General features: G+C 58.0%; 24 protein-coding genes and 1 tRNA gene. 6 read left to right on the top strand and 19 right to left on the bottom strand.

Annotated features, from left to right (window positions below; all coding sequences use genetic code 11):
* Positions 1-28: 28 nt before the first annotated feature.
* The gene (locus tag B5F19_RS04005) at positions 29-889 is read right to left on the bottom strand and encodes a papain-like cysteine protease family protein (RefSeq protein ID WP_087288239.1); all 861 of its coding nucleotides are present in this window, start codon (positions 887-889) and stop codon (positions 29-31) included.
* Between the two features lie 267 nt (positions 890-1156).
* Between B5F19_RS04005 and dapF the strand changes: the two genes are divergently transcribed.
* Positions 1157-1957: a diaminopimelate epimerase gene (dapF, locus tag B5F19_RS04000; protein ID WP_087288237.1), complete on the top strand. Its 801-nt coding sequence runs from the start codon at positions 1157-1159 to the stop codon at positions 1955-1957.
* An 87-nt stretch (positions 1958-2044) separates the two neighbouring features.
* Here dapF and B5F19_RS03995 read toward each other — a convergent pair whose 3' ends face one another.
* The 4 genes from B5F19_RS03995 to B5F19_RS03980 all read right to left on the bottom strand — a co-directional run bounded on the left by B5F19_RS03995 (position 2045) and on the right by B5F19_RS03980 (position 7084).
* Positions 2045-3517, bottom strand: a complete 1473-nt coding sequence (locus B5F19_RS03995; protein WP_087288235.1) for a M23/M56 family metallopeptidase — start codon at positions 3515-3517, stop codon at positions 2045-2047.
* On the bottom strand, positions 3510-3896 hold the full coding sequence (locus B5F19_RS03990; RefSeq protein ID WP_087288233.1) for a BlaI/MecI/CopY family transcriptional regulator: 387 nt from the start codon (positions 3894-3896) through the stop codon (positions 3510-3512). Before B5F19_RS03990 ends, B5F19_RS03995 begins: the two co-directional genes overlap by 8 nt.
* Before the next feature lie 401 nt (positions 3897-4297).
* Positions 4298-5797 carry a ribosomal protection-like ABC-F family protein gene (gene abc-f / locus B5F19_RS03985; protein WP_087288231.1) on the bottom strand — a complete coding sequence of 500 codons (1500 nt, stop codon included), beginning with the start codon at positions 5795-5797 and terminating at the stop codon, positions 4298-4300.
* Between the two features lie 354 nt (positions 5798-6151).
* On the bottom strand, positions 6152-7084 hold the full coding sequence (locus B5F19_RS03980; protein ID WP_087288229.1) for a DUF4349 domain-containing protein: 933 nt from the start codon (positions 7082-7084) through the stop codon (positions 6152-6154).
* 203 nt (positions 7085-7287) lie between these two features.
* Between B5F19_RS03980 and B5F19_RS03975 the strand changes: the two genes are divergently transcribed.
* The 4 genes from B5F19_RS03975 (at position 7288) to B5F19_RS03960 (ending at position 10371) form a co-directional block, all read left to right on the top strand.
* Positions 7288-8031 carry an N-acetylmuramoyl-L-alanine amidase gene (locus B5F19_RS03975; protein ID WP_087288227.1) on the top strand — a complete coding sequence of 248 codons (744 nt, stop codon included), beginning with the start codon at positions 7288-7290 and terminating at the stop codon, positions 8029-8031.
* Positions 8032-8042: 11 nt separating this feature from the next.
* On the top strand, positions 8043-9323 hold the full coding sequence (locus B5F19_RS03970) for a glycosyl hydrolase family 18 protein (protein WP_087288225.1): 1281 nt from the start codon (positions 8043-8045) through the stop codon (positions 9321-9323).
* 172 nt (positions 9324-9495) lie between these two features.
* On the top strand, positions 9496-9888 hold the full coding sequence (locus B5F19_RS03965) for a hotdog domain-containing protein (RefSeq protein WP_087288223.1): 393 nt from the start codon (positions 9496-9498) through the stop codon (positions 9886-9888).
* Positions 9889-9891: 3 nt separating this feature from the next.
* Positions 9892-10371, top strand: a complete 480-nt coding sequence (locus tag B5F19_RS03960) for a YbaK/EbsC family protein (RefSeq protein WP_087288221.1) — start codon at positions 9892-9894, stop codon at positions 10369-10371.
* Between the two features lie 9 nt (positions 10372-10380).
* On the opposite strand, the gene B5F19_RS03955 is transcribed toward B5F19_RS03960, so the two are convergent.
* On the bottom strand, positions 10381-10986 hold the full coding sequence (locus tag B5F19_RS03955; RefSeq protein ID WP_191342190.1) for a site-2 protease family protein: 606 nt from the start codon (positions 10984-10986) through the stop codon (positions 10381-10383).
* A gap of 11 nt (positions 10987-10997) precedes the next feature.
* Entirely contained in the window at positions 10998-11990 is a 993-nt protein-coding gene (locus B5F19_RS18235; protein ID WP_162612510.1) for a M23 family metallopeptidase, read from the bottom strand.
* Between the two features lie 114 nt (positions 11991-12104).
* On the opposite strand from B5F19_RS18235, the gene B5F19_RS03945 reads away from it, so the two are divergent.
* Positions 12105-12181, top strand: a tRNA-Pro gene (locus tag B5F19_RS03945).
* Between the two features lie 189 nt (positions 12182-12370).
* Here B5F19_RS03945 and drt2 read toward each other — a convergent pair.
* From drt2 to B5F19_RS03885, 12 genes are all read right to left on the bottom strand, one after another.
* Complete coding sequence (gene drt2, locus B5F19_RS03940; protein ID WP_087288217.1) at positions 12371-13735, bottom strand: antiviral reverse transcriptase Drt2; 1365 nt, start codon at positions 13733-13735, stop codon at positions 12371-12373.
* Between the two features lie 431 nt (positions 13736-14166).
* Complete coding sequence (locus tag B5F19_RS03935) at positions 14167-15741, bottom strand: site-specific integrase (protein WP_087288215.1); 1575 nt, start codon at positions 15739-15741, stop codon at positions 14167-14169.
* Positions 15742-15745: 4 nt separating this feature from the next.
* Positions 15746-16903 (bottom strand): site-specific integrase, encoded by a 1158-nt coding sequence (locus B5F19_RS03930; protein ID WP_087288213.1) that lies wholly within the window; start codon positions 16901-16903, stop codon positions 15746-15748.
* 3 nt (positions 16904-16906) lie between these two features.
* Complete coding sequence (locus tag B5F19_RS03925) at positions 16907-17209, bottom strand: DUF6809 family protein (protein WP_087288211.1); 303 nt, start codon at positions 17207-17209, stop codon at positions 16907-16909.
* Between the two features lie 144 nt (positions 17210-17353).
* Complete coding sequence (mobP3, locus tag B5F19_RS03920) at positions 17354-19309, bottom strand: MobP3 family relaxase (RefSeq protein WP_164475103.1); 1956 nt, start codon at positions 19307-19309, stop codon at positions 17354-17356.
* The gene (locus B5F19_RS03915; protein WP_087288210.1) at positions 19297-19716 is read right to left on the bottom strand and encodes a hypothetical protein; all 420 of its coding nucleotides are present in this window, start codon (positions 19714-19716) and stop codon (positions 19297-19299) included. Before B5F19_RS03915 ends, mobP3 begins: the two co-directional genes overlap by 13 nt.
* Positions 19717-20072: 356 nt before the next feature.
* On the bottom strand, positions 20073-20447 hold the full coding sequence (locus B5F19_RS03910) for a helix-turn-helix domain-containing protein (RefSeq protein ID WP_087288207.1): 375 nt from the start codon (positions 20445-20447) through the stop codon (positions 20073-20075).
* The gene (locus tag B5F19_RS03905) at positions 20444-20653 is read right to left on the bottom strand and encodes a DNA-binding protein (RefSeq protein WP_087288205.1); all 210 of its coding nucleotides are present in this window, start codon (positions 20651-20653) and stop codon (positions 20444-20446) included. The genes B5F19_RS03910 and B5F19_RS03905 overlap by 4 nt, the downstream gene beginning before the upstream one ends.
* Positions 20650-21012 (bottom strand): hypothetical protein, encoded by a 363-nt coding sequence (locus B5F19_RS03900; RefSeq protein ID WP_087288203.1) that lies wholly within the window; start codon positions 21010-21012, stop codon positions 20650-20652. Before B5F19_RS03900 ends, B5F19_RS03905 begins: the two co-directional genes overlap by 4 nt.
* Before the next feature lie 224 nt (positions 21013-21236).
* On the bottom strand, positions 21237-21626 hold the full coding sequence (locus B5F19_RS03895) for a sigma-70 family RNA polymerase sigma factor (RefSeq protein ID WP_158099076.1): 390 nt from the start codon (positions 21624-21626) through the stop codon (positions 21237-21239).
* Positions 21627-21964: 338 nt separating this feature from the next.
* Positions 21965-24955, bottom strand: a complete 2991-nt coding sequence (locus tag B5F19_RS03890; protein WP_087288199.1) for a DEAD/DEAH box helicase family protein — start codon at positions 24953-24955, stop codon at positions 21965-21967.
* The gene (locus tag B5F19_RS03885; RefSeq protein WP_087397829.1) at positions 24952-25830 is read right to left on the bottom strand and encodes a hypothetical protein; all 879 of its coding nucleotides are present in this window, start codon (positions 25828-25830) and stop codon (positions 24952-24954) included. Before B5F19_RS03885 ends, B5F19_RS03890 begins: the two co-directional genes overlap by 4 nt.
* Positions 25831-25832: the final 2 nt, after the last annotated feature.

Genomic DNA, 25832 nt, shown 5'->3' with positions numbered 1-25832 from the left:
GTACTGTTTTTGGTATGCTTTTCCTGGCTCAGGAAGCGGGGGTGGGGATGACGAACAGCATGTCGTTGCCGCCCTCCTCCTGGGGGAACTGGTTGTACATGGTGAAGTTGTAGTAGAACCGCTCGGCGGGATAGATGCCGTAGCCGTCCTGGTTGTGGTCGGTGGTGTCATAGGGGTCGGCCACGATGATCACGTCGTCCTGGGTGGTCTCGGTGCCCAGGGTGTCGTAGCCGATGATCACCTGCCAGTGTCCGCCCCAGTCGTTCCAGGCGATCAGAATGGGCTTGCCCTCCGCCAGGGTGGACTGGATGGTATCCAGAGTGAATTCGCTGTACACGTCCTGGCAGTCCAGCGTAGAGGTGTATGTAAAGCCGCCGACTCCGTCCAAAATATCCAGAAGCTGCACCAGGGTGGTGCCGGGATACCCCTCCAGCTCGGTGCCGTCCAGGGAGTGGCGCAGGGCGGCCAGAGACTCCTCGTTCCAGTCCCCCAGCTGGTCGTACCAGTTGAGGACCATGAGCACGCTGCTTACGCCGCAGCTCCACTCGCTGGTCTGCTGGATGGTCTGGAAATTGGTGAGGATGGTGAGGGTGTCGTTGGACTCCATGTTGTAGAAGTCCGGGTGAGCAAAGTAGATGGAGTCGGCGTGGTCGCCCTGCCGCTCCACCGAGTCGGCCCCGTCCTCCGGGGACAGGTCGACGGCATAGGGAATTTTCATCTCGTCGGAAAAGTTTCCGGTTTCCGTGGTCTCCACGGTGTGCTTTGTGGCATCCGCAAGGGATGTGTCCGCCGCCCCGGCCGACTGGCTCCCGCTCTGTGTGGTGGCGCATCCGGCCATCAGGCCCAGCACCATGGTGGACGCCAGTGTCAGAGTGACTGCTTTTTTCATCTCTCGATCTCCCTTCGCCGCATCTGCGGCTTGTTTGGTATTCTGCGCCGCAAGGCGCAGTGGGCCTATTATAGGGGAATTTTGGGGGAATTGCAACTATAATTTTCTGTCCCGATGCTCCAACTTTTCGTCTCTCCCCCCTTCTCCGGCTCGTCGGTATGACGAACCGAACTTGACTTGGTAAACAAAACCTTGTTTTTGTTGAACGGTCTTATCGTTCTGTCCGGCGCATAAGCTCTAACAGCAGCGCTGGAAAGGAGCGATGACATGCACATCACCAAAATGCAGGGGCTGGGCAACGACTACATCTACTTAAACTGTCTGGAGACGGTCCCGGAGGACCTGCCGGGGCTGGCGGTGCGGCTGTCCCACCGGCACTTCGGGGTGGGGGGCGACGGCCTCATCGCCATCCGGCCCGGCGTGACCGGGGACTTCTCCATGGACATGTACAACGCCGACGGCTCCCGGGGGGCCATGTGCGGCAACGGCATCCGGTGCGTGGGCAAGTACGTGTACGACAAGGGGCTCACCCGTAAGACCTGCCTCACCATTGACACCGGGGCCGGCCCCCGGGCACTGGAGCTCCACCTGCACCGGGGCCGGGTGGACCAGGTCACCGTGGACATGGGGGAACCTAAGGTCCTCCCCTCGGTGGAGCTGGAGGCGGAGGGCGAGGTTTTCTCCGCCTGGCCGGTGGAGGTGGGCAACCCCCACGCGGTCATCTTCTGCCCGGACCCCAGAGAGGTCCCCCTGGAGCGGGTGGGGCCGGTGCTGGAGCGCTCCCCCCTGTTCCCCGGCCGGGTGAACGTGGAGTTCGCCGCCCCCCGGGACGGGGACCGGCTGGATGTGCGGGTGTGGGAGCGGGGCAGCGGCCTCACCCTGGCCTGTGGCACCGGGGCCTGCGCCGTGCTGGCGGCGGGGGTCAAGACCGGCCGGTGCGGCCGGAGGACCTCCGTCCACCTGCCGGGGGGTGTGCTGGAGCTGGACTGGCGGCGGGAGGACGGGCACATCCGGATGACCGGCCCGGCGGTCACCGTATTTGAGGCGGAAGTGGAGGAAACCTTTTAATTCGGTAACTAGATAGTATTTTCCCTTTACAGGCTTTTGCCGCAAAAAATGGCCGCGTTATGCGGCCATTTTTCGTGTGGTCTGTGGTTATTGCGGCTCCGCTCCGCCCATCACGGCGGCGACGGACTGGTCCAGGTAGTCCAGCGGGTCCACCCGGGTCCCGTCCAGGGCCACCTCGAAGTGGAGGTGGTCCCCGGTGGCCGTCCCTGTCCGGCCCACCAGGCCGATCTGGTCCCCGGCGGAGACGGTCTCTCCCGGCGCCACGGTGTACTCCTGTAAGTGGGCATATTTCGTGGTCATGCTCCCGTGCTGGAGCAGGACGCAGTTTCCGTCTTCCGCGGAATATCCCACCGCCACCACGGCGCCGTCCGCCGCCGCCAGCACCGGGGTTCCCCCGGCCTGGGGCAGGTCGATGCCTCCGTGTTCCTTCCACTCCCCTGTGATGGGGTGGACGCGGCCGGGAAACAAGCTGGACAGCTCCACCGTGTCCCCCGTCTCAACCGGCCAGGAGAGAACGTCGGGCGTGTTCTCGGGCCGGGATACCTCCGTCAGGTCGGCCAGAGGCTTCTCCGCAGCGGGGCCGGTATAGGCCCCCAGGGCGGTGGTGGCCAGCGCCAGGGTCAGGCAGGCGGCCGCACCCAGCGCAAACGCCTTCTTTCCATAAGTTTTTCCATTCATCATCGCGGTCAAGCGCTCCTCTAATCGCTGTTTCTGGGAAAACAGGGCGGTGGATGGGTTCCCTTTCCCGCCCGCGGCCAGCCGGAGCAGCAGTTCCCCGTACCGGGCGCGCCGGGAGCGGTCCCAGTTCCGGGCCACCGTCTGGTCGCAGTACAGCTCACAGTCCCGGTCCAGCCGTTCCGCCAGGAGCCGGGCCGCCGGGTTGAACCAGTGGACGCACACCGCCAGGGCGGCCAGCCACTTGATCCACAGGTCCCGGTGCCGCCAGTGGGTGAGCTCATGGGAGAGCACCCCCTCAAGCTCCTCCTGGGACAGCTCCAGCTCCGGCAGGATCAGCCGGGGCCGCAGCAGCCCCGCCAGCATGGGGGTGGGCGCCGCCGGGCTGACCCGCAGGGTGGGCACTCCCTTCTCCCCCTGGGTCAGACGGGCGAACACGGCCCGCTCCCCCGGCCCGGCGGGCCGCAGGGTGCGCCTCAGACCCCGGCACATCCGGCCGTAGGCGACCACCCGGCGGGCCAGCGCCCCGAGAAAGCCCGCCGCCCACAGGGCGGTGAGGCCCGCCGCCAGGTCGATCTGTCTTCCCGTTTCCTCATGTTCTGTAATCTCATAGGACGGCGCGGTGTGGGAGGGGACCTCCTTCAGCGCCTGGGTGGATTGCTCAGGGCCCACCGCCTGGCGCAGCTCCGCCGTCCCCCGGTCCAGCAGTCCCCCCGAGATGCTCCAGGGACACAGCAGCCGGATCAGCACCAACAGCCACAAGAGCCGCCGGACGCCGGGCGGGATTCTGCCCCTCAGCAGGCGGGCCAGCACCTCCGCCAGCCCCATCAGGCAGGCGCCTGACAGGGACAGGGAGAGCAGGGCGGCCAGAAATTCCTCACCCATGGCCCTCCTCCTCCGGGTACAGGATGGACCGCAGGTCCTCCAGGTCCTGGGCGCTGAGCTGGGACCGCTCCACCAGAGCGGCCACCAGGTCCTTGGCGCTCCCCCGGTACACCTTGTCAATGAGGGAGCTGGTGGACCACGCCTGGTACTCCTGCCGGGTGAGAATGGGGCGGTAGTAGAACACCTCCCGCTTCTCCGCCTCCACCGCGCCTTTCTCGCACAGACGGCGCAGCAGGGTTTTGACGGTGGAGGCGTCCCATTGGTGGCCCCCCTCCAGGGCGGCGCGGATGGCGGCGATGGGCATGGGCGCGTCCGCCTGCCACAGCACCTCCAGCACCTCCACCTCGGAGGCGGAGATTTTCGCGGCCAATTCATTCATGTGGAATCCCTCCCAAAGATAGGGTACAGCTGTAACCTGTATATAGGTTACACTCGTAACCTCTCTTTGTCAAGAGGGTTTCAGCGTTTTTTATGATTTCCGGCCCTGGGTAAAAAAGCGGGCGGCCGCAAGGGCCGCCCCCAGGCTGTCAAAAAAGTCCAAGGACTTTTCCGACAGCCTGAAAAATGCCGTTACTTTTGCGCCGATGTGCGGCGCAAAAGTCCGCGCTTCGCTTGCCGGAATCCTTGCACGGCAAGGCTTCCGGGGCATTTGATCCAATTCGAGGCGGGCGGCTGCCCCCTCGAGCTCCCCCGCCCTGTCTCAGGCGGATTTTATTCTGCATAGGTTTTTCGATACGCTGCGGGCGGCCGCAAGGGCCGCCCATACAGGGAGCAAATCAATCATTTCATTTCCCACCGCGCCAGCTCCACCGAGGCGGTGGCCACGTGCTCCCGGAAGGTCCGGTCGTGCTCCACAAAGACCATGGTGGGCCGGTACTGGAGGAGCAGCTCCTCCAGCTGGATGCGGGAGAACAGGTCGATATAGTTTAGCGGCTCATCCCAGATATACAGGTGGGCGCTCTGGCACAGGCTGGCCGCCAGGAGCACCTTTTTCTTCTGGCCCGCGCTGTACCCCGCCATGTCCCGCTCCAGCAGGGCCCGGGAGAAGTCCAGCTTCCGCAGGATGGTGAAAAACTGGGTGCGGTCCACCCCCTGCGACTGGGCGAAGTCCGCCGGGAGGCCGGACAGGTGGTCGGCGCGCTGGGGCACATAGGAGACCGCCAGCCCCGAGCCCCGCCGCAGCACTCCGGTGTGCTCCAGCTCCTCCCCCATGAGCAGCCGCAGCAGGCTGGTCTTGCCCGAGCCGTTGCCCCCCAGCAGGGCGACCCGGTCCCCCTCCTCCACCTGGAAGGTGCAGGGGGCGCACACCGGGCGGCCCCCGTAGCACACGGATACCTCCCGCCCCTCCATCAGCCTGCCGCCTGGGAAGGATCTGGGCGCCAGCTTCAGGGCGTCGGCGTGCTCCACATCCTTCAGCAGGGCGGATTTCTCCTGAATGGCGCTGCGCTGCCGGTTTTCCAGACTCTTGGAGCGCTTCATCATCTTGGCGGACTTGTGGCCTACAAAGCCCCGGTCCACCTTCAACCCGGAGTTCTCGCTGCCGTACTTGCTCCGCTCCACCCGGTCGGACCAGCTCTCAGTGCGCCGGGCGGCCTGCTCCAGCCGCCGGATCTCCCCTTTCAGCTTCTCGTTCTGGGCCTCCTCCCGCCGGTCCCGGGCCTCCTTCTCCCGAAACCACACGGAGAAGTTCCCCTGGATCAGCTCCTGCCCCGCCGGGTTCAGGGCCAGAATGTGGTCCACGCACCCGTCCAGAAAGGCCCGGTCGTGGGAGACCAGGAGGAACCCCCGGCGCAGCCCCCGGAGATACCGGGCGGTCAGCGCCCGCCCCGCCTCGTCCAGGTGGTTGGTGGGCTCGTCGATCATGGGGTAGCCGTCCTCCTGGAGGAACAGGGCGGCCAGCCGGGCCCGGGTCTGCTCCCCGCCGCTGAGGCGGTCAAAGGGCCGGCCCAGCAGCTCCTCCCCCAGCCCCAGCTTGTTCAGCTCCCGCAGGAGCATCCACTCGTCCTCCTCCGGCACTCCGTCCATCAGCACGTCCCGGGCGGGCCGCTGTGGGTCCCGGACGGGCTTTGGCACATAGAGGGGCCGCTCCGGCCGGATCAGGGTCCCCTTCCCCTCCAGACTGCCCTCCAGCAGCCGCAGCAGGGTGGTTTTGCCCCGTCCGTTCCGCCCCACCAGGCCCAGCTTCCAATCGGTGTCCCACTGGAGGTTCAGTCGTTCAAAGACCGGGGTGTGGTCCCCGTCGTAGGTGAAATCCAGGTTCTGGATCAAAATTTGAGACATGGTCATGCCCTCCTTTGTCGGTAAAAATCAAAAACCGCGAGCTGGGGTCCTCCCCACACTCGCGGCACACCGACAGGGCCCCGGCGCGTACAGGCGCACCAGGACCGAATATAAAACAGCCGGAGGCAGAGCAGGCGGACAAGACCCTCTCGCATACGGCATGACAAAGCCGGGACCGTCTCCGGTCCTCTCTCGCTCTATCACGCTCAGCGATGGGAATTGCGCATGCTCCCGCCTCCTGTTCTGTGTCAAGTCGGGACGATGATACCACAGTTCAACCGGGCTGTCAATCACTTTTTCCGGGGGCGCGGCAGAAGCCGCGCCCCTCCTCTGACCACGTCCTTCTTCTTGGCCTCACGGCTGTTTCTCCTCCGGAGTTCCGTCTTTCCGGCCCCGGCGCACCCGCCGCCAGTAAAACAGCCCGCCCCCGGCAGCTCCCAGCACCACAATCACCGGGAACAGGTGGTAGGACAGCCACACCAGCAGGTCCTGGACCCCCTGAACCAGTCCCGCCGCGCTGGCGGACAGGCCGGCGGCCATCCGCTCCCCAAGTCCGGCGGTCTCACCCGGCGTCTGGCTGAGGCTGAGGACCTCTGCCAGGTACAGGTCCACGGTGGCGTAGTCGATGAGGTCGTCGTAGTGCTCCAGGTCGGTAGTCAGGCTCTGGATCTCGTACTCCGTCTCGCTCAGGGCGTTCTCCAGCTCAATGATGCTCTCCATGGTGTCCGCCTGGGCCAGCAGGGCCAGCAGCCGCTCCTGCTTGGTGCGCTGGGCGGCCAGCCGGGTCTCGGTGTCGTAGTAGGCCTGGCTCACGTTCTCGCTGCTCTCGGAGCGCCGGACCACATAGCCCAGGGCGCCGGACTGGTCCAGAAAGGCGCTGAAATTCTCCTCGGGCAGCCGGATCACATAGTTTCCGTACCGGGCCGCGTTCTGGTCCCGGAGGCTGCCCCCCTCCACCTGGGCGGACTGGAAGTACCCGCCGGCTTCCGCCACCAGCGCCTCCAGGGAGGCCGCCGCCGCGTCAAAGGCCTCGGTCTGGATCTCCAGCTCCGCCCGGCGGATCAGCTTGGCGTTCTGCCCCGCCTGGGGGGAGGCCTCCTCCCCGTTTGCCGCCCCCGGCTCGGCGGGGGCGCTGTTCTGGGCGTCCTCAGCGGAGAAGGAGAGGCTCTCCCCTCCTCCGGCGCTGCTGGAGGCATCGGCCTCCCCTCCTCCGCTGGCTCCCCCGCCGCATGCGGTGAGGGAGAGGGCCAGCAGAGCCGCCAGCCACATGGTCACTGCTCGTTTCATCTCGCTTCGCTCCTTTCTTCCGGTCCAAATACGGGAATCTTCCCTTCAACCATTCAGACGGAAACGGAAGCGGCCGGTTGCGGTGAAGTTCCATTTTTGAGGAAAATTTTCCGCCGGGGGGCGGCAAAAGGCTTTGGAACCGGGTAAAATCACCTCCCCTCCCGCCCCCGCATAGGATGGGAAAAAACAGGAGGTAACGCCCTATGCCCATCATCTATCTCTCCCCCTCCACCCAGGAGGGCAACTACTACGTCAACGGCGGCACCGAGGAGGAGTACATGAACCTGCTGGCGGACAAAATGGTCCCCTATCTGGACGCCTCCGGCATCCGGTACACCCGGAACACCCCGGACATGACCGCCGCATCCTCCATCGCCGCCTCCAACGCGGGGGACTACGACCTGCATCTGGCCCTCCACTCCAACGCCGCCCCGGAGGGAAAATACGGCCAGGTGCGGGGGATTATCGTCTTTTACTACCCCACCAGCCAGCCCGGCCAGCGGGCCTCCACCATCATCGCCAACAATTTAAAAGCAATCTACCCCCTGCCCAACCTGGTGCGGGCCCAGGGGACCACCACCATCGGGGAGGTGCGCCGGGTGCGGGCCCCCTCCGCCTTTCTGGAGCTGGGCTACCACGACAACCTGGAGGACGCCAACTGGATCAAGGAGAATCTGGATGCGGTGGCCCGGAATCTGGTCATGTCCCTCACCGACTTCTTCGACATCCCCTTCCTGGCCCCGGAGCCCATCCGATCCGGTCGGGTGGATGTGGACTGGGGGGTGCTGAACATCCGCGCCCGCCCTAATCTGAACGCCTCCATCCTGGCCCAGGCCCCGGACGGCGCCCCCCTTGCCATCCTCAATCACTCCGGCGGCTGGTACCTGGTCAACTACAAGGGGACCATCGGCTACGCCAAAGACGACTTCGTCACCCTCAACGGCTGAGGAGGCACGCCATGGACATTCATGTGGTGCAGCCCGGGGACACCCTCTACCGGATCGCCCAGCAGTACGGCGTTCCCATGTCCCGCCTGCTGCTGGATAACCGGCCCCCGGACCCCGGCCGGCTGGCGGTGGGGCAGTCACTGGTGGTCCAGTACCCCCAGGAGACCCTGATCCTCCAGCCGGGGGAGACCCTGGCCCAGGCCGCCCAGCGGGGCGGGATCTCCCTGCGCCAGCTTCTGCGGAACAACCCCCAGCTGGAGGGCGGGGAAACCGCCCTCCCCGGCCAGGAGCTGGTCCTCTCCTTCCAGCAGGAGAAGGAGGGCTCCCTCTCGGTGGGCGGCTACGCCTACCCGGAGATCGACCCGGCCCTTCTGCGCCAGACTCTCCCCTTCCTCACCACCATGGCCCCCTTCACCTACGGCATCACCCCCCAGGGCGGACTTGTCCCCTTGGACGACCAGGCCCTCATCGACGCGGCCAAGTCCATGCGGGTGCGGCCCCTGCTTCACCTGTCCACCCTCACCCAGGAGGGCACCTTCTCCAACGAGCTGGCCCACACTGTCCTCACCGACGGGGCGGTGCAGAACCGCCTGGCGGCCAGCCTGCTGGAGACCATTCAGCAGAAGGGGTACCGGGGGCTGGACGTGGACTTCGAGTTTATCTACCCGGAGGACGCCGCGGCCTACGCCGCCTTCATCGCCCGCATGCGTGAAAGCCTGTCCCCCCTGGGCCTCCCGGTCTTTGCAGCCCTGGTCCCCAAGACCTCCGCCGACCAGCATGGAGACCTGTACGAGGGCCACGACTACCGCCTGCTGGGTGCGGCTGCGGATTTTGTGTTCCTGATGACCTACGAGTGGGGCTATACCTACGGTCCGCCTATGGCGGTGGCCCCCCTGCGCAATGTAGAGCTGGTGGTGGACTACGCCCTGAGCGAGATCCCGGCGGAGAAGATCTGGATGGGCATTCCCAATTACGGCTATGACTGGACTCTACCCTTCCGGCAGGGGAGCCGTGCCCGGTCCATCTCCAACCAGGAGGCGGTGACTCTGGCCATCCAAAACCGGGCGGCCATCCGCTTCGACCAGGCAGCCCAGTCCCCCTGGTTCCGGTACGTGGATGGCCAGGGCCGGGAGCACGAGGTGTGGTTCGAGGACGCCCGGAGCATCCGTGCCAAGCTGGAGCTGGCCCGCTCCCGCGGCCTGTACGGGGTGGGCTACTGGAATCTCATGCGCCCCTTCCCTCAGAACTGGGCCCTGCTGAACAGCTTATATGAAATTCCGCCGGGAGACTAGACCTTATTCTGAAAGCGCCCGCTCAAAGGGCGGACCTTTCCCGATTTTCAAACAAGGCCTAGATTTTTCCCGAAACTTGGGGTAAAATGCAGTATGCAAACCGGCCCCTGGGGGCAATGGCGCTTCAGCGCTCCCAGGGGCCGGAACACTGGATACAAAGGAGAAATCACCCATGTCCATTGAAATTGGAATCAAGGGCCGGGCCGAAGACGTGGTCCGGGAGGAGAACACTGCCCAGGCGGTGGGCTCCGGCACCCTGCCCGTCTTTGCCACCCCCGCCATGACCGCCCTCATGGAGAAGGCCGCCTGGACCTCCCTGGCCCCCTATCTCAGCGAGGGCGAGAGCACCGTGGGCACCAAGCTGGAGATCACCCACGACTCCGCCTCACCCCTGGGGATCAAGGTGTGGGCCGAGAGCGAGGTCACCCAGGTGGACGGCAAGCGCATCGTTCTGAAGGTGGCCGCCTACGACGAGAAGGGCCTCATCGGCCAGGGCGTGCATGAGCGCTTCATCATCACCAACGACCGCTTCCTGGCCAAGGCCGGACGGAAGCTGGAGGGCTGAGCCATGTCCATTGAACGTGTCCGGGAGTATTTCCGCACACTGGGCCGGGAGAGTGACATTCTGGAGTTCCCCGTCTCCAGCGCCACCGTGGAGCTGGCCGCCCAGGCGGCGGGCGTCATCCCCGCCCGCATCGCCAAAACCCTGTCCTTCCTGGTGGACGACGGCTGCGTCCTCATCGTGGCCGCCGGGGACGCCAAGATCGACAACCCCAAGTACAAGGCCATGTTTCACACCAAGGCCAAGATGCTCACCCCGGAGCAGGCCCAGGAGATGACCGGCCACGCCGTGGGCGGCGTGTGTCCCTTTGCCAACCCCGAGGGGGTCAAGACCTACCTGGATGTGTCCCTCAAGCGCTTCGACACCGTTTTCCCCGCCGCTGGCAGCTCCAACTCCGCCATTGAGCTCACCTGCGATGAGCTGGAGGAGTACTCCCGCAGCTTGGGCTGGATCGACGTGTGCAAGGGCTGGCAGGAGGAGACCTGACCCGCTCTCCTATTCAGCTTCACCCCTCCGCCGTTTTCTCCGGCGGAGGGGTTTTCTCTTTCCCTCAAAGCGCCCCTCCCGGAGCAGGTTGGAGCACAGCCACGCCGCGGTGAGGAGCAGCGTGGGACCGGCCCCCGCCCCCACCAGGACCAGCCCCAGGGCGGCCAGCGCCCCCGCCAGAAGCCGGTCCAGCCACCAGCCCGCCCGCCAGGCCGCCTCCGGCCCCAGCAGCCAGGCCAGAACACACCGGAGCACCCGCCCCCCGTCCAGCCGCCCCACCGGCAGCAGGTTGAAGCAGCACAGCACCAGGTTCAGCCCGGCAAACACCCAGCCCCGGGAGAACCGGCAGAACGTCAGAGCCAGGACCAGATTGACCAGAGGGCCGGCCAGGGCGGCCAGAATCTCCCCGCCGTAGGACAGGGACCGGTCGGTCTCCATCTCCGCCCCCACGGCGGTAATGGACAGCCGCCGCACCCGCACCCCCAGCAGACGGAGGACCAGCAGGTGGCCCAGCTCATGGAGGGCGCAGGAGAGCAGCGCCAGAGGGACGATCCCCTGGCGGTCCAGGTAGTTGAGCCAGGCGGCCAGCAGAAGGAAGCCTCCGGTGACCTCCACCCTCCCAGGCCTCAGCCGGTCAAAAATTCCACGTAGTAGGCGGGATTGAGATGCAGTCCGTTCCATTTCAGCTCCAGATGCAGGTGGGGGCCGGTGGACACCCCGGTGGAGCCCACCTCAGCCACCTTCTCCCCCGCCGCCACCACCTGCCCCTGGGAGACGCACAGCTTGCTGCAGTGGGCGTAGAAGGATTTGATGCCGTTGCCGTGGTCAATTTGCAGGTAGAGTCCGTGGTCGTCGTTCTCCCCGATGTAGTCCACAGTGCCCGCCGCGAAGGCCCCGATGGGGTCCCCGATCTGGCCGCCGATGTCCACCCCGTTGTGGAACTTGTACTCCCCGTCCACCGGGTGGTCCCGGTAACCGTACTCCGAGCGCAGATGACCAAGGATGGGGTTTATGGTCTCAAGGCCGCCCAGGGAGATGCAGTCCATGGTGTAGTTCTCCGGCAGGGGCTCGCCGCTGTAATCTGACTTCCATACCACGGTACCCACCGCCGGAATAGTCTCCTCCGCTGCCGGCTCAGAGACCGGCTCCTCCGCCTGGACCTCCGTCTGAAGCCACTCCTCGGGCACCTGGTCCAGGTGCAGGTAGTAGGCCGCCTGCTCTGCCGTCCCCGCCTGCTGGTTCAAAAAGTCCTGGGCCGCCTGGACCTGCACCGACGGGTCCAGAAGTTTCTCCTCCTGGGAGGGGCCGAACACCTGGACGCAGAAGTCCCCCAGCTCCCCTAAAACCGGCCCCTTACCGGCCAGGTTCTCCCCCAGGTCCGCCAGAGCCGCCCGGAAATCGGTGTCCGAGGACAGGAGGGCCTGCAGATCCCCCTTGAGCTGGGTCAGACGCTGGGGAAAGACACCCTTGCCGATAAAGACCACCGCGAACAGGACGGCGCACACCGCCAGCTGCGTCAGACGCACCCGCTCCCGGGACGCGGTTCTCTGCCGCCGGTTCCCTTCCCGGACAGTATAGCCGTACGTCCTCCGGCTGGATCGCTGGACAGTTCTGTACATCTGCATTCCCTCCCGTGCAACACTTTGGATAGAGTAAGGTTATTCCTGATAAGTTTGGGATATTCCTCTTGACAGGAGAAGGGAAAATCACTATAATTAGATAGCTGTCACAATCGGGGTGTGGCGAAGCTTGGTATCGCGCTTGGTTCGGGTCCAAGAGGCCCCGGGTTCGAATCCCGGCACTCCGACCAAAAAAGTGCTGTTTTCTTGCGAAAACAGCACTTTTTCTTTACTTTTTCCTCCGAAAAGTGTTATCAAAAATAGGTGTTTTTGTTTTGACCACAGAAATACCACAAACGGTTCTTAGCTTTGACCACTTGAAGGGCCGCCCTTTTTCAAGGGGCCCTTCTTCTTGTTTACAGCGGCGCAGATTCTGAGTATTATTTTTTCCCTTCTAGTGCCCTTCGTATTTTTGCCATATGGTTTTTAGTACCTCGTTCCAGTGATTCATGTGATCCAAATTCTTTTGTTGCTCGTTGAACATACGATAGGAAGTTTCCTGAATGCCATTTTTGCGTTCCATCCACTTGAGTAATCCAGCTTCCCTTTGCACCTTTGATTGAATAAAGAGCATATAAATTTTTATTGCTAATGTGTTTTCCTTTGGGGGAATAATTGCCACTTTTCTGTATCGTCTTTGCCTTACTGTACATTCGATAATAATACTTACCCAGAGTTTTCATTCGAATCGATACAGTTTTACCATCAAAAGTAAACCCAAGGAAGTTAATGAATCTCTTTTGCCCTTCCAAAGGAACCCCAAACAAAGAGCCGCAGTTCTCTAACTTCGTGTCCTCATATCGGAAATACTGAGTCTTATTCGGTTCCAATGCCAAACCAGGAATGCTATTGAAGCTGGTAGATACATTCTTGAGAATTTGGCGAGTTGTTGATTCCGTATCTGGCAACACAACAATAAAGTCATCACTGTACCGCATATATAGGCCATTTTTCTCTGTTATCAAATCATTGACTGTCTTGTCTATTTCCAACATGTAAACATTTGCAAGTAGTCCACTGATTGGGGAACCTTGTGGTATCCCAAATGCATCTGGATTCGGTTTGATATGTTTCCTATTAGAATTAGCCTTATATTCTTCTGGTGTCAGCACACGCAACATCGAATTCAGCGTTCTACGTCCTGCCCGGTTATCTTTTAGGCTGTTCAAAGCTAATAAATCTGATAATTCCCATGTACTGTAACGGGTCACACTTCGAAACACTTTATAGTGGTCTTTCGGGAGTTCAGACACCCCCATCAGCGAGCACCATTGCTGCTTCAAATATCCATGATCCAGGTGGTCAAAGAAACCAGTGAAATCTCCTATCATAATGTAGCAGGGCGAGTTGTTACGAATAAACTGGATTACTCGCTTAGCAAAATGAATATTGTTTTTATGTAAATCTGTCCGATATGCTACAGCGACATTTGATAGCCCATCTTTCACTACGCGCTGGTTGTATTTTTCCCCCAATAAGAAACTATAATACTGATAAATGCAGCGATCAATATGCGACGCATAGCAAATATCTCGTTTTTTCTCTTTTGGTCCAGTCTCTTTATTAAATTTAACTTGTCTCTGCTGATAATGTATGAATGGGTAAAACCCATGCTGTTCTATATTTTGGGGGACGGATATATAGGACCGCTGCTGGGCAATATCCGTTCGACAATCAAAATGCGCGTATGATCTTCGACTTTTCTCTATCACAGTTTCCGAGGTCAACCATTCCTGTTTTGTCATGAAATCTCCTTACAATTGCAATATCCGCCGACACGGGGGGCAGCATCCCTCAGTCGGCGGATATACAGTTTGACGCAGTCTCCTGCTTCACCCGTTTGGTGTGTGTCTAAGGAAACCGACTGCCCAGTTTGCAATGCTCAATCATGTTATAATTGAGCGGGAAGCTTGTGTCACTACCTTCTGGATGTGTCTGGCGGCGGCCACCATCTGGTGGGATCCCAGTCAGTCACTCCAACTTCAAGCTCTCCTGTGCAGTCTCCTGACAGAAATTATGAAGAAAGGGTTGACAACAATATTCCTCCCCCACACCTTTCGTGTGAGGCATTTTTATTATAGAACATTTTTTCGATCATGTCAACTGGCACTCACCAGTCACGAGTGCTATTTTACAAATTATTTACATTTCTTTAAACTTACTCTGTGCCCTGCCGTTAAAACTCCGCCTGAACCTCGTCATAGTATTTCTGCACTGTCGTGCGATTCATGTTCAAATCCCTTGCGATTTTGGATTTATTTGTTACGCCGGGATTCTCCCGCAGGTATGCGGCAATGGCTTTCTTCTTGGGGCTTACCCCGTCGGGGTACTCCGTGCTGGCCCCAGAACGCAGGGCGGCGATCTCCGCATTCATTTCCAGGATCAGCGCTTTCAGTTTCTCCTCACACTCCTCCTCCGTACGGCCATAGACATTCCGGGAGTGCTTTTTCCCGTCCGGCCACACCGGAGAGTATCTGCCCTCCCAGAGGTGGTCGTTGAGCTGCTTGACATAGCCCGTGCCGGGTCTGCGGCGGGCCGGAAGGATCGGGGTGAATGTTTCCTGTGCATGGGGTCTCTCCACCTTCTGCTCCGGCTCTGACTGCACCTCCGCCTTGGCGATGCCTCGGTCAATGTTCACCGCCGCTTTCTGCCACATCTCGTCGGTGATGTGGGTGTAGGTATTCAGTGTCGTGGCCGACGACACATGGCCGATGATCGTTGAGAGCGTTTTCACATCCATCCCATTCTCCAGGGACATGGTTGCAAAAGTATGGCGTAAAGCGTGGAATCTTATCCTCTTGCACTCTGCCCGCTTTAAGATCACCTGGAGCCGTTTGCGCACATAGCCCGGGTCGATGGGCTGGTTCGGTTTCGTGCGGGAGGGAAACATCAAGTCCGAGAAGATGCCCCTCTTGTACTCCGCCAGCACCTCCAACATGGCAGGCGGCAGGATAATGGTGCGGTTGGCGGCCTTTGTTTTCGGTTCGCTGATGACTAGCTTGCCGCCTACCGGGTTGACCTGTTTGTCGATGCGGAGCTTTCCGGTGGCGAAGTCCAGGTCCTCCCAGCGAAGGGCCAGCAGTTCCCCCCGGCGCATTCCGGTGGTCAGCTCCAGCAGGAACAGCTCGTACATTCCCTCCGCCTTGGCCTGAATGAGGAACCGCTGGATCTCCTCTTGGGTCAGGATTTTCATCTCCTTGCCCTTCAGGGGCGGCAGCTTGCACCCGATGGCCGGGTTGCTGTGGATCAGCCGCTCCTCTACTGCCTTGTCCAGCGCCATCTGGCAGACGGCGTAGCAGCTTCGCACTGAGCGGTCTGACAGCCCCTTCCCGCATTTGTCTACATTAGTCATCCGACCGGCTTCTTTCATACTGCGGAAGAAGGTCTGGAGATCTGCCTGGGTCAGTTTGTTCAGAGGGATGTCTCCCACGCCGGGGATCAGGCGGTTGTAGATCCATCCCTCGTAACTAAGTTGTGTACTTTGCCGCAGCTTTGGCTTGGAGAAGTTCTGGTACCAGTACTCTAACCAGTCCCCGAACCGCATCTCAGGCCGGACTTGAACAGGGCGGAAGCCGCCGCACTGCTCTTTCAGCTTCTTCAGCTTTTCCGCGCACTCCCGCTTCGTCTTTGCCAGTACATTTTTTGTTTTTGGACTGCCCGCCTCATCATAGCCGATAACTACCCGCCCCTCCCAGCGGCCGTCTTTCCGAAGGCGGATGGTTCCCGACCCTTTCTTTCTCTTTCCCGACATGCGCTCACCTCACCATGATGTTTTCCATAAAGCTGCCCACGATCTCGCTGGCCCGCTTCTGCATATCCCCGGTCACATGGGTGTAGGTGTCCAGGGTGAAGGAGGCCTGGGTATGGCCCAGGATACCCGAGAGGGTCTTGGCGTCCACTCCGGAGGCCAGAGCGTGGGTGGCAAATGTATGCCTCAAATCGTGGAATCGGATGCTAGGCAGTCCGGCCTGTTTCAGCAGTTCTTTCAGGTAGATGTAAGCGGCATTGGGTCGCATGGGGCGCTCGGGACGCAGTGGGTCCGGAAAGATCCACTCCGAGTATGATTTTGTCTTGCGCTCTGCCAGCAGTTTGGCCGTGCTGGGCGGCAGGGTGATGGTCCGCTTTCCAGTGCCGGTCTTAGTCTCACCAGTGGTCAACCTGCCACCCTTCTGGGCGTGGACAGTGCGGCGGATGGAGAGCGTCCCGTGAGCCTCGTCGAAATCCGACCACATGAGGCCGCAGATCTCACCCCGCCGCAGTCCGGTGGTCAACTCCGTGTAGAAGAAGTCGTGCCAGATTTTGTCCTCCTGAATGACTTTCATAAACCTCTCCAGCTGTGCATCGTTGAGGATCTGTTTGGGGACCGCTTTCTTCTTAGGCAGGGTGACGCCTTCGGTGGGGTTGCGGGCAATCATATTTTCCCGCACCGCCGCATCCAGAGCTTCATGCAGGACGCCATGGATGCGGCGGATGGTGGAGCCTGCCAGCCGGTACCCATATTGAGGGTGCTCCTCCTGCCGCCCGTGGGCCTGGAGCTCCCGGTACAACTTCCGGATGTCCTCTGTGGTAATCTTTCCCACCGGCTTATCCCCCAGGTGTGGCTTGATGTTTCGTTGGATGTATCCTCGATATCCCTCCAGGGTGGAGGGCCGCACCGATGGGGCGACATACTCCTCCAGCCAGCGGTCCAGCCATTCCCTCAGGGACATCTTGCTGTCCTCACACAGATTCACATCCCGGTACTCCTCGATATTCTGATGGAGTTTTTTCAGCAGATCCTTTTGTGTCTTGGCCGATACATACCGGAAGATGGGCTCTCCGTTGTCCTTGTGACCGATGACGATGCGGCCTTCCCACCGTCCGTCCTCCCGTTTCCGCACCATGCCGTCGCCGGACGGCCGTCTCTTTCCCATAGTTCATCCCTCCTCTCGGTTCATAGTCAGGCTCCCGTCATCCTCGTCCAAGGAGTCGATAGCGATTCTCATCCCCAGCCGGAAACCCAGGATAAAATTCTCCAGAGCCATGGTGCTGCTGATCTCGTTCTCGGCGTTGAGGAGCCGGAGCAGCATAGTCTTCTCCTCCCCTTCCAGCCGGGCAGTGAGCCTCTCCTCGCACTGTTCCGCCCGGCCCATAGCATCTGCCAGGACCGAACCTGGTGTGATGTCTTGCTCATTGGGTGTGATTTTTCCAAAGTACAGATTCTCCAGGGTGTCTCTCATGTGTGCCGCCTCCTTTTCAACGACACAACATACCACAGAAACAGGAAATAGCTAGTATCTCGGCGCATAGTTATCAAACTGTTATCATTTAGGCACTCCGGCCTGCCGCTGTATTCATTGTTAACCGCATCATAATTTTGAGAGTTACCACCCCTTCATAGTCATACCCTGGCTTTGTTCTTCCTCATGGTCGTTTGGCTTGTGGCCCAGCGCGATCCTCTTTTCCCGGAGCTGCTGGCGGCGCTTTCGGTCGATGTGCAGGCCGGCACCGGACTGGGGCAGAGAGTGGTTCTCAAAGATCCGGCTCATGTGGTAGAGCAGGCGGGTGGCCGCCAGCATTACGGAGGGCGGACGGATTTCATTTTGCCGCTCCAGGAAGAGTTGGGCATACTGGTTTCCTTGGGCGGCGGAACGGCCGAACCAAACCATTGCCTGGGTCTGGTCGTGAGTCACTCCCTGCCCTGTCAGGTACAGCTTGCCCAGCATGTACTGGGCGTACTGGTTGCCCGCCTCCGCTGACTGGGTGAGCCACGCTGTGGCTCTGGTTGCATCTTTTGACACAACCTCGCCGCCGAGATACTCCTTGCCCAGCCGGTAGGCGGCCCAGGAATTTCCCTGGGCCGCCGCTTCTTTCAACCAACGGATGCCCTCGTCCGGTTCTCGGACTTCGGGATCATTAGAGAGAAGAATCTTACCCAGGGCATACTGGGCCTCCGGCAGGCCATGCCCTGACGCCTGGGTGAACCAGTCTTTCGCCTTTTGACTGTCCGGGATCAGCAGATGGCCGTCCCGATAGAGCTGACCCATCAAGTATTGAGCATAGGCGTCGCCTCGCTCTGCCAGCCGCTCCAATTCCTCCACCGCGTCGTCCCGGTCTGCCAGAGAAAGGGACTCGTCCCGGATGATCTGCCGCAGTTCCCAGCAGGCATAGGACTCTCCCCACCCCTGTTCTGGTTCATCATGGCCAGTCAGGTCGGCATCCTCGAAGGTGATTTCCCCCAGCCGGATGCGCTCCGCCTCCTGGATGACGGCGTTCTTGATCTGCCGGAACTCTTTCTCCTGGGACAGCTTTTTCTTTTCTCTAGTCTTGTCGTGGTAGTAGCTGTCGACTTCACTTTGGAGGGCACACCACTGATTGTAGCACTCCCGGACTACCGGCAGCTCCTCCAGCCGGTCCACCACCTCATTCACGGTTTTCTTCACCGGCTTGGGGAGGTAGCCGTAGGACTTCTTTCCCTTGACCGTTTCCAATTGTGCAGAGAGCGTCTGCATCAGTTCTTCCGCCTCCGGGTAGGTGTAGATGCTCCGGGCCATCTCCTGGATAAGACGATGGATTGCACGGCGGGCTTCCCACACCAGTTCATCCCGGGAGTAGGACTTTTGCTCATAGGTGTGCAGCATCTCCTGCCTAAATATTTGATTGGCCAGTGTGGACTTGATCTTGCGGATGCCCTCCCGCGTCAGATAGGCTTCATCTGGCACCGTCGACCATGCCATCATATGGACATGGGGGTGCTTGCCCTCATCGTGGTAGGCAGCGTACCAGCGGAAGTGATTCGGCGGGATGTTCATAGCGGCGGCGATGTCATTGCGGTTGGCCCGGAGTAGATTCATCCACGCTTTGGCGTTGTCATAGCCAAGGCGAGCAGCATCCTCCCGTTTCAGGGAGAGAATGTGCGTCCACACATTTCCGGTGTAGCGATCTAATTCATCCATTGTTGTTGCCAAGTCAACGCCATCCTCGTCACCAAAGAGACCGTGATCCCCCAGCCGCTCCGCCCTTGGTCGGGTGGCGATGTACTTCATGTAGCCCTCCGACTGCTGCACCGCTGCCCAGTTTTCTTCCAGTGCTCTTGTGATGAACGTCGAGGCATTGGCTTTGGTGTGCTTGGTTGCGTAGTCAGAATACTCATCCAACTCTTGGCTATTAGGAAAATCCTTTACCAGTTTTGTGATGAGCTGCTCCTGTTTTCTGGTGGGCGGACGGTTACCTGGGAGTAGCTCTACACGCTCTCTGGTTCCGATGTACCGCAGGTAGCCGCTGACAGAATTGCTCCCACCGCATTTGAGGTATGGGCTTTTGACAATCAGTCTTGCCACTCATTGTCCTCCTCCCAAGCTTCCCGCACCCGCTGCTCCAGTGAGATGCGACCGTTGGTCTTCTTCACATTGTTAACACTCTCCGCTCGCCGGCGGTGCAAGTCATCTTCGCTGAACTGAAACGCATCTGCCAGGATGCCGGCTACCATGTCCTGCTCCACCGCCTGTTTGAATATGAGCGAGGACAGCCGGTCCTCCAACCGTCCCAGCCGCCCGTCCAGATAGGACTTGAGGGAAGTAGGGAGGAATAGTCCGGCACTGTTGGCGCTGAGGTAGTCCAGGTAAAAGTCCACGGCGTTTTCGATAAAAGCAGTGAGACTCCGGCTTCCGTCCTCCTGATACCGTCGTTCCAGGAGTACTTTCTTCTCCGGCGTCAGGTAAAAGGCAAACTTCTCTTTTCGGCTCAAAATAGGCTCCTTTCCGGGGTATGACCCCTATTTTCTTCTTATGGCAGTAGGCGTTCGGGGAATGTGACCGCAGAATCATTTTTTCTTTCTGGATTTGACCCCAATTCCGACCACCTGGGAAACGCTCGGAACTGCCCGCACTGCGGGCAGATGTGACTGGGCAGAGCGGCGGTCTTGACGCCTGTCCTTTATCCTGCTTTTCCTTTCGTCCCCTATAAGGGCCGTGAAACTGCCCCAAATCCGGCTTGGAACCGCCGGGAGGGGCAGGGACTCTGCCCCTCCCGCAATCAGGGCACACAGGGGCCCGCAAGCAGTCACGCTGGGCTTTCCTGTTCTCGCAGGAGCTTCGCCACACGCTAGCGCTCGGTGGCCAGTTCCAGTTCCTCCATCTGCCGGTCGTAATACTGGTCGACCACCTCCTGGATCGGACGGAGGGTGAACAGCAGATTGCCATTGCGCCGGCCGTTGTGTTTAGTGATTACCTCTGTGGGTTCTGTGGTGACGAATCCACGCTCCTCCAGCTGCCGGATGTACTTGCGGACAGTGTTTTCACTCATGCCCACTGCTTCTCCGATGGTTCGGATGCTGGGCCAGCACTGGTGGGTCCTGTGGTTTTCACACCGACGCAGAAAGCAGTACACCGACAGTTCACCGGCGTTCAGTCCAAGCTGGAAAATCTCATTGGGCAGAGAGAAAAAATTACCCCGGCCACTGTACTTGCTGTACCTCATACGCCGCCTCCCGTGTGCTCGTTCACCCACTGGATGAACTGTTCCTTTGGTACTACCATCCTGCTGCCGACGCGCAGCATCGGGAAGTCCGGCTCGTGCATCAGTTCATAGGTACTGGCGGGCAACACTCCCAGCACCTTCCCTACTGTATCCGCGTTGAGAAACAGCGGCAGGTCATCGTAGAACTTGTATTCGGATTCTTTCAATCGGCATCCTCCTTTGAAATATCGCGGACATCATCTGGATGGACCAGACGCAGGAACTCCCTTACGGAGTTGACTACACCGGCATCTTTGAGTTGCTGGTAACGAATCAGATCACAGAGTGTTCGGAGATTGACCTCCGCACACTCCAGCAGCTTATCGATCACCACGATCTGTTGTTCTGTGCTGAGCTTCGTGGGTTTGTCCGGGTCTTGCAGATAGGCTCGCACCGCGTCCTCCTCCGGCATCTCTTCCCCCAGAACTTCCCGCATCTCCTGAAGGACATAGTCCAGAGTTTCCTTCTCAGCATCGGCAGTCAGGAAATGCAGCAGTTGTTTTTGCCTTGTACCAAATAAATCCATCGTCATCGCTCCTCTGTGTATTTTGATCTGGGTTCCCCTGACTACGGCCAAGGTCAGGTTTCCGAGTGCCGGAAAATCACCCTCTACTTATCAGGACACTTAGAGGCGGTTTGTAAACCCAAAAATAAAAAATATTTTTAAAAATTTTGCTCCCGTCCAGTGTGGACAGGAGCGGAGCCTTGGAACAATACAATTCAGAGAACAAAAATAGCTGAGGGACTCTGTCATGAGACAGAGCCCCTCAGCTGTTCGTGGAGCTTTTTCAGCCGCTTTGATACCGACGCCTTGGATACGCCGTAGATCGTCCCGATCTCCTCCATGGTCAGGCCTCTGCCATATCGGAGCTGGATCAGATCCCGGCCCTGGTCACCAAGATCACCGACGGCTTTCCGCAGAGTTTCAAGCTGGAGGTTCCGGAGTACAGCATCCTCCACGGGACGCCTGACACAATCCGAACAGAACAGCACCGTTTCAAACTCACTTCTACTCAGATGCCTTTGGTCCCGTTTCTCCTGCGCCTGTTCCCGCTTCCGATCCTGCTCCAGGAAGTCTGCGACCTCCTTTGGCACTGATACTTGCTGGCCACTATAGGTAATCGCGACAGAGTCGTTCATTTGCATCCTTTCCGCTTTCCACGGAAAGGCGCACACCCGCGCTGCCGGCACAGCGCCAAATACTGAAGACCTTCATGGAAGTTCCCTTCGTACAGGGTGGTTGTGGTGCCCTACGAGGCCCATGAATGTCTGAGGTCCCACCGGGGTGTGGACCTCACCGGAAAGCTACGAGTTTTAGGCTTTCGCCTGATCATATTTTAGAACAAGCGTTCCCTGCCGTCAATATTTGAATTTGCACTTTCTCTTTGTCACGGCGGAAAGTGAATCGCCCCCTTCTGGCAGAACAAAGGATTGGGATACATAATGTACCTCAATCCTTCGTTTCAGCAGTGCAATTCTTAAACCAAACGCTCGGTAAACCTTTGGAAACTATCAGCTTTCATGAACTTTGCATCATTACCAAGAGCGGCAAAATGTTTTTCTCCGCACCGAATCTTTGCTTGTTCTTTAGGACGAAGATCCTTGCCCTCAATACTTCCCTTCGTTTCTACAACAAAGTAGAGTTTATTGAGTCCATTATCCTCAATGACGACAGCCCAATCCGGGTTGTAGCTACCGAGGGGCGTGGGAACCTTGAACCAATTGGGAAGTTTGGCATATACTTTTACACTTTCGTTGCTTTCAAGCTTTTCCGCAAATCCGTGTTCCACATCGCTGTCATAGACCACATAGTCATAGACAGAACGATGGCTCTCAAACATATTTCGCTCAAGGTATCCGGTGAGTTCCTCTGAGTCAAAGAGTTCCTGGGCATAGAACTCTGTGTCCCCCAATTTTGTGTATTTGATGCCATCCAAAATGAAGAGTTGCATAGTGGAACTGATCAACTTCGCTACTTGATCCATATACGCCTGGGGATTCTTTTTGAACAGATTAAGCGTCTTGCTCTCAGTCAGGATCTTTACGATGGTTCTGCGGGTCAGGCCAGTTCGATTTTGCAGATAAGTGATGATGTCAGGCAACTGCTCCTTGCCATCGGTGGTCTTTACGGAGAGCCGTTGGGTTTCAGTGGTGTCCACACCGCCCTCGGACACCTGCACCTTCGCTTTGGTGTACATCAACTTGGCCGCCCCTACATCCAGATCCAACTGCATCTTCTCGCAGCACTGTTCTACCAGCTTTTCAGAGTCAAAATCTACCCTGTATGTCGTCTTGTATTTGATTCGATCCCAGAGTTCCTTGAATTCCTCGCTCAGAAAACGCTCTTTGTTCAGGTGAACTGTCCGCTTATCATTTGCAGGTTTGATATTCAGGCCACTGGCAGCCTTCTTGCATACACCGGCGATGGCATGCTTATGCTCGACCAGCTCCACTGGAACCTGCAGGGTATTCATTTTCAGTGCAATCTTCAGCGCATCGGTCACCTTGTCCTTTTCGTCCAGGTAGCCGCACTCTTTGAATGCCTGATAGATATGTTCTGACTTCTCAGCACCCAGATAAGCCATAGAACCGTCCGGCTGCTGAATGGGAATATTGGCAAAGCTGTGGCTTTCCAGAAGGCCAAAGCGGATACCCTCATCCTGCTCATATTCTTTCTGCAAGGTTGCGGCAAACCTTTCATAACTCTCATTGGCCATGACAGTCAGCGTGTTGATAGCAAAACCATGCTGCCGCTCACCGTTCTGATTGACACATAACCGTAGGCCACGTCCAATTTCCTGACGCTTTTTAACTTCGCTTTTCGTCTCATTCAAGGTGCAGATCTGAAATACATTGGGGTTATCCCAGCCCTCCCGCAAGGCTGAGTGAGAGAAAATGAAACGGAGCTTACTGTCAAAGGACAGTAGCTTTTCTTTGTCGCGCATGATCAAGTTGTAGGCCGACTCGTCTACAGCCGTAGTGCCGCTGGTGTCCTTCCACTCCTTGTCAGAGTTTCCGCCCTTCTTGTCGCCGGAAAAATATCCTCCATGCACCTCATGGGGCAGGGACTCCAAATCAATGTCCTGATCCTGAAACAGCGTCCGATACTTGGGCCGCTGGATCAGTTCCCGATAGTTCTTCTCAAACATGTCGGCGTAGATACCGTTGTGGCGCACCCCATCAGTGTCGTAATAGCGGTAGTTGGACACTTTGTCGATGAAGAATAGGCTCAGCACCTTAATGCCCCGGCGGTTCAGAACCAGTTCCTTGTTCAGGTGCTCCTCAATGGTCTTGCGGATCTGCTGTTCCTTGATGGCCCGGTCATCAATGTCGCCCACCGCCTCACCGATCCGCAGGATCTCCGGTTTGGTGGTAAAGCTGACATACTCATTGCCCTTCTCACAATAGATGTCGTCTACCACATAGCCGTTGTACACTTCCCGATAGCCGGACAGCTTCTCGGACAGGTCGTCCCCCTGGCGCACGGTTACCGCTTTGCGCTTGATCGTACCCTTGACCTCACAGTCCAACTCGATTTTGGCCGTAATGGGAGACTTCTTGTTGTCCACCGACAACAGTTTCATATACGCCTTGTTGTGGTAGTCCAGACTCTCAAAGCTGGCTACCTCGATCTGCTTTACCAACTCCAGATCGAAGGCGTCCACCGCGTCCAGTTTGTATACCAAATTGTGCTTTTCCACATGGGTGGCGGAGTAACGCAGGGTACACAGGGCGTTGAGGGATTCCATAGCTTTTTTAGAGGCCGTGGCGCCTTTGCCCTCTACGCTCTGGGGCTCGTCCACGATGACGATTGGATTGGTCTCCTGGATCAGGCTGATGGGGCGCATTCCGTTAAGTTTGTCAATGGCCCGGTGGATAATATTGGCCTTATTTTCTTTCTCCGGATCGTCAAAGCTCTTTCGAAAGGCGGCGATATTGATGACCATAATGGAGATGTTATCATTGACAGCGAAAGAGCGTACCTCCTCCGGCTTGCTGCCATCGTAAATATAGGTGTCATAGACCACATTGTTATAGATGGTCTGGAAGTGTTCCTTGGTGATCTCCAGGGACTTGGCCACTCCCTCTTTAATTGCGATGCTTGGCACCACAATGATGAACTTTTTAAAACCGTAGGCCTTGTTCAGTTCAAAGATGGTGCGCAGATAGACATAGGTCTTTCCGGTGCCAGTCTCCATCTCAATGTCAAAATCACAGGCCCCTTTTTTCAGCATCTTGGCCTGGGGCAGGCCGTTGCGCAACTGCACCGCCTGGAGGTTTTCCAGGATCTCATCCTCGATCAGTTCCAGCTTGTTGGCAATACCGTTATCTGTGGTCATCTGCCCTGCGTCATCCTCCATTGTGACGGTGAATACGCTCCGTTTTGGCGTCTGGCCGCGAAAGAGATCTACCACAGCGGAAACTGCTTGCTCCTGATATTGGAGGTTGGCTTCAAATTGGAGTTTCATTTGTCAACCCCCGTCTGCTTAATTTCCTTGATTTTATCCTTAGCCGTTAAATATGGAACTGCAGCAAGGCAAGACACAACTAAGTTGAATGTTGTATCATACCATTTTTCAAGTTCGTCTGGTGACATTTTCATAAAAGTAGCATTGGCTAATTTATCTTTTCCCGTCCAATGTCGGGCGCCGATTTTGTTAAGCAAAAAGGTAGTATCGTTATAGAGAGGATAAAATTCTGTTCCTTTGATTTGCGATTCTACAGCTTCTAATTTCTTAGATAGCGTACAAAGTATCTCACCTTTTCGCCTTATATTTCCACAATTATCAATTCGATTATATTCGGTCAGGCTGGGTTCAACATCAGGATCTTTCTGGGAAATGATTGTCGCTAAATCATCTTTGAAAATCACATATACTTCATTGTTTTCTTCGTCTACCTGACATTTGCAATGAAATTTTTCCAAAAGATATTTACAATTTTGGAATAGCATTTCAAGCGCATTTTTGTCTGCGATATATGCTATTGCATGTGCTTGTGCTGTTTCGATAGTTGCGTGAATCCGCAACCAACAATTCAAGAGAAATTGTATGAAATCTAATAATTGTTCTTCAGAAACCTTTTTTTCTACAAAATCTTCTGGCGCAATGTTGAGTTTGGAACGCATCTCCTGTAAATTGATAAATGTTCCCCGCAGATTCCAGTTTTCAAATTGCAGATCGCGAATATAGTCCTCAAAAGTATACATAGGCGGCTTTCGAGTTCTCCATTCATCATATGTACCCATGGTGCGCCAATTTGAAAAAATAGCTTCCAACTTTTGATATTCATCAAATAAATCAAAGGAAGGGAATTTATTTTTTTCTGAAATTCTCTGTCTCATAC

The organism is Pseudoflavonifractor sp. An184, assembly GCF_002160305.1.
Classification (GTDB): Bacteria; Bacillota; Clostridia; order Oscillospirales; family Oscillospiraceae; genus Lawsonibacter; species Lawsonibacter pullicola.
The sequence above is the reverse complement of the archived record's forward strand: the minus strand, read 5'-3'. Positions and strand labels throughout refer to the sequence as shown.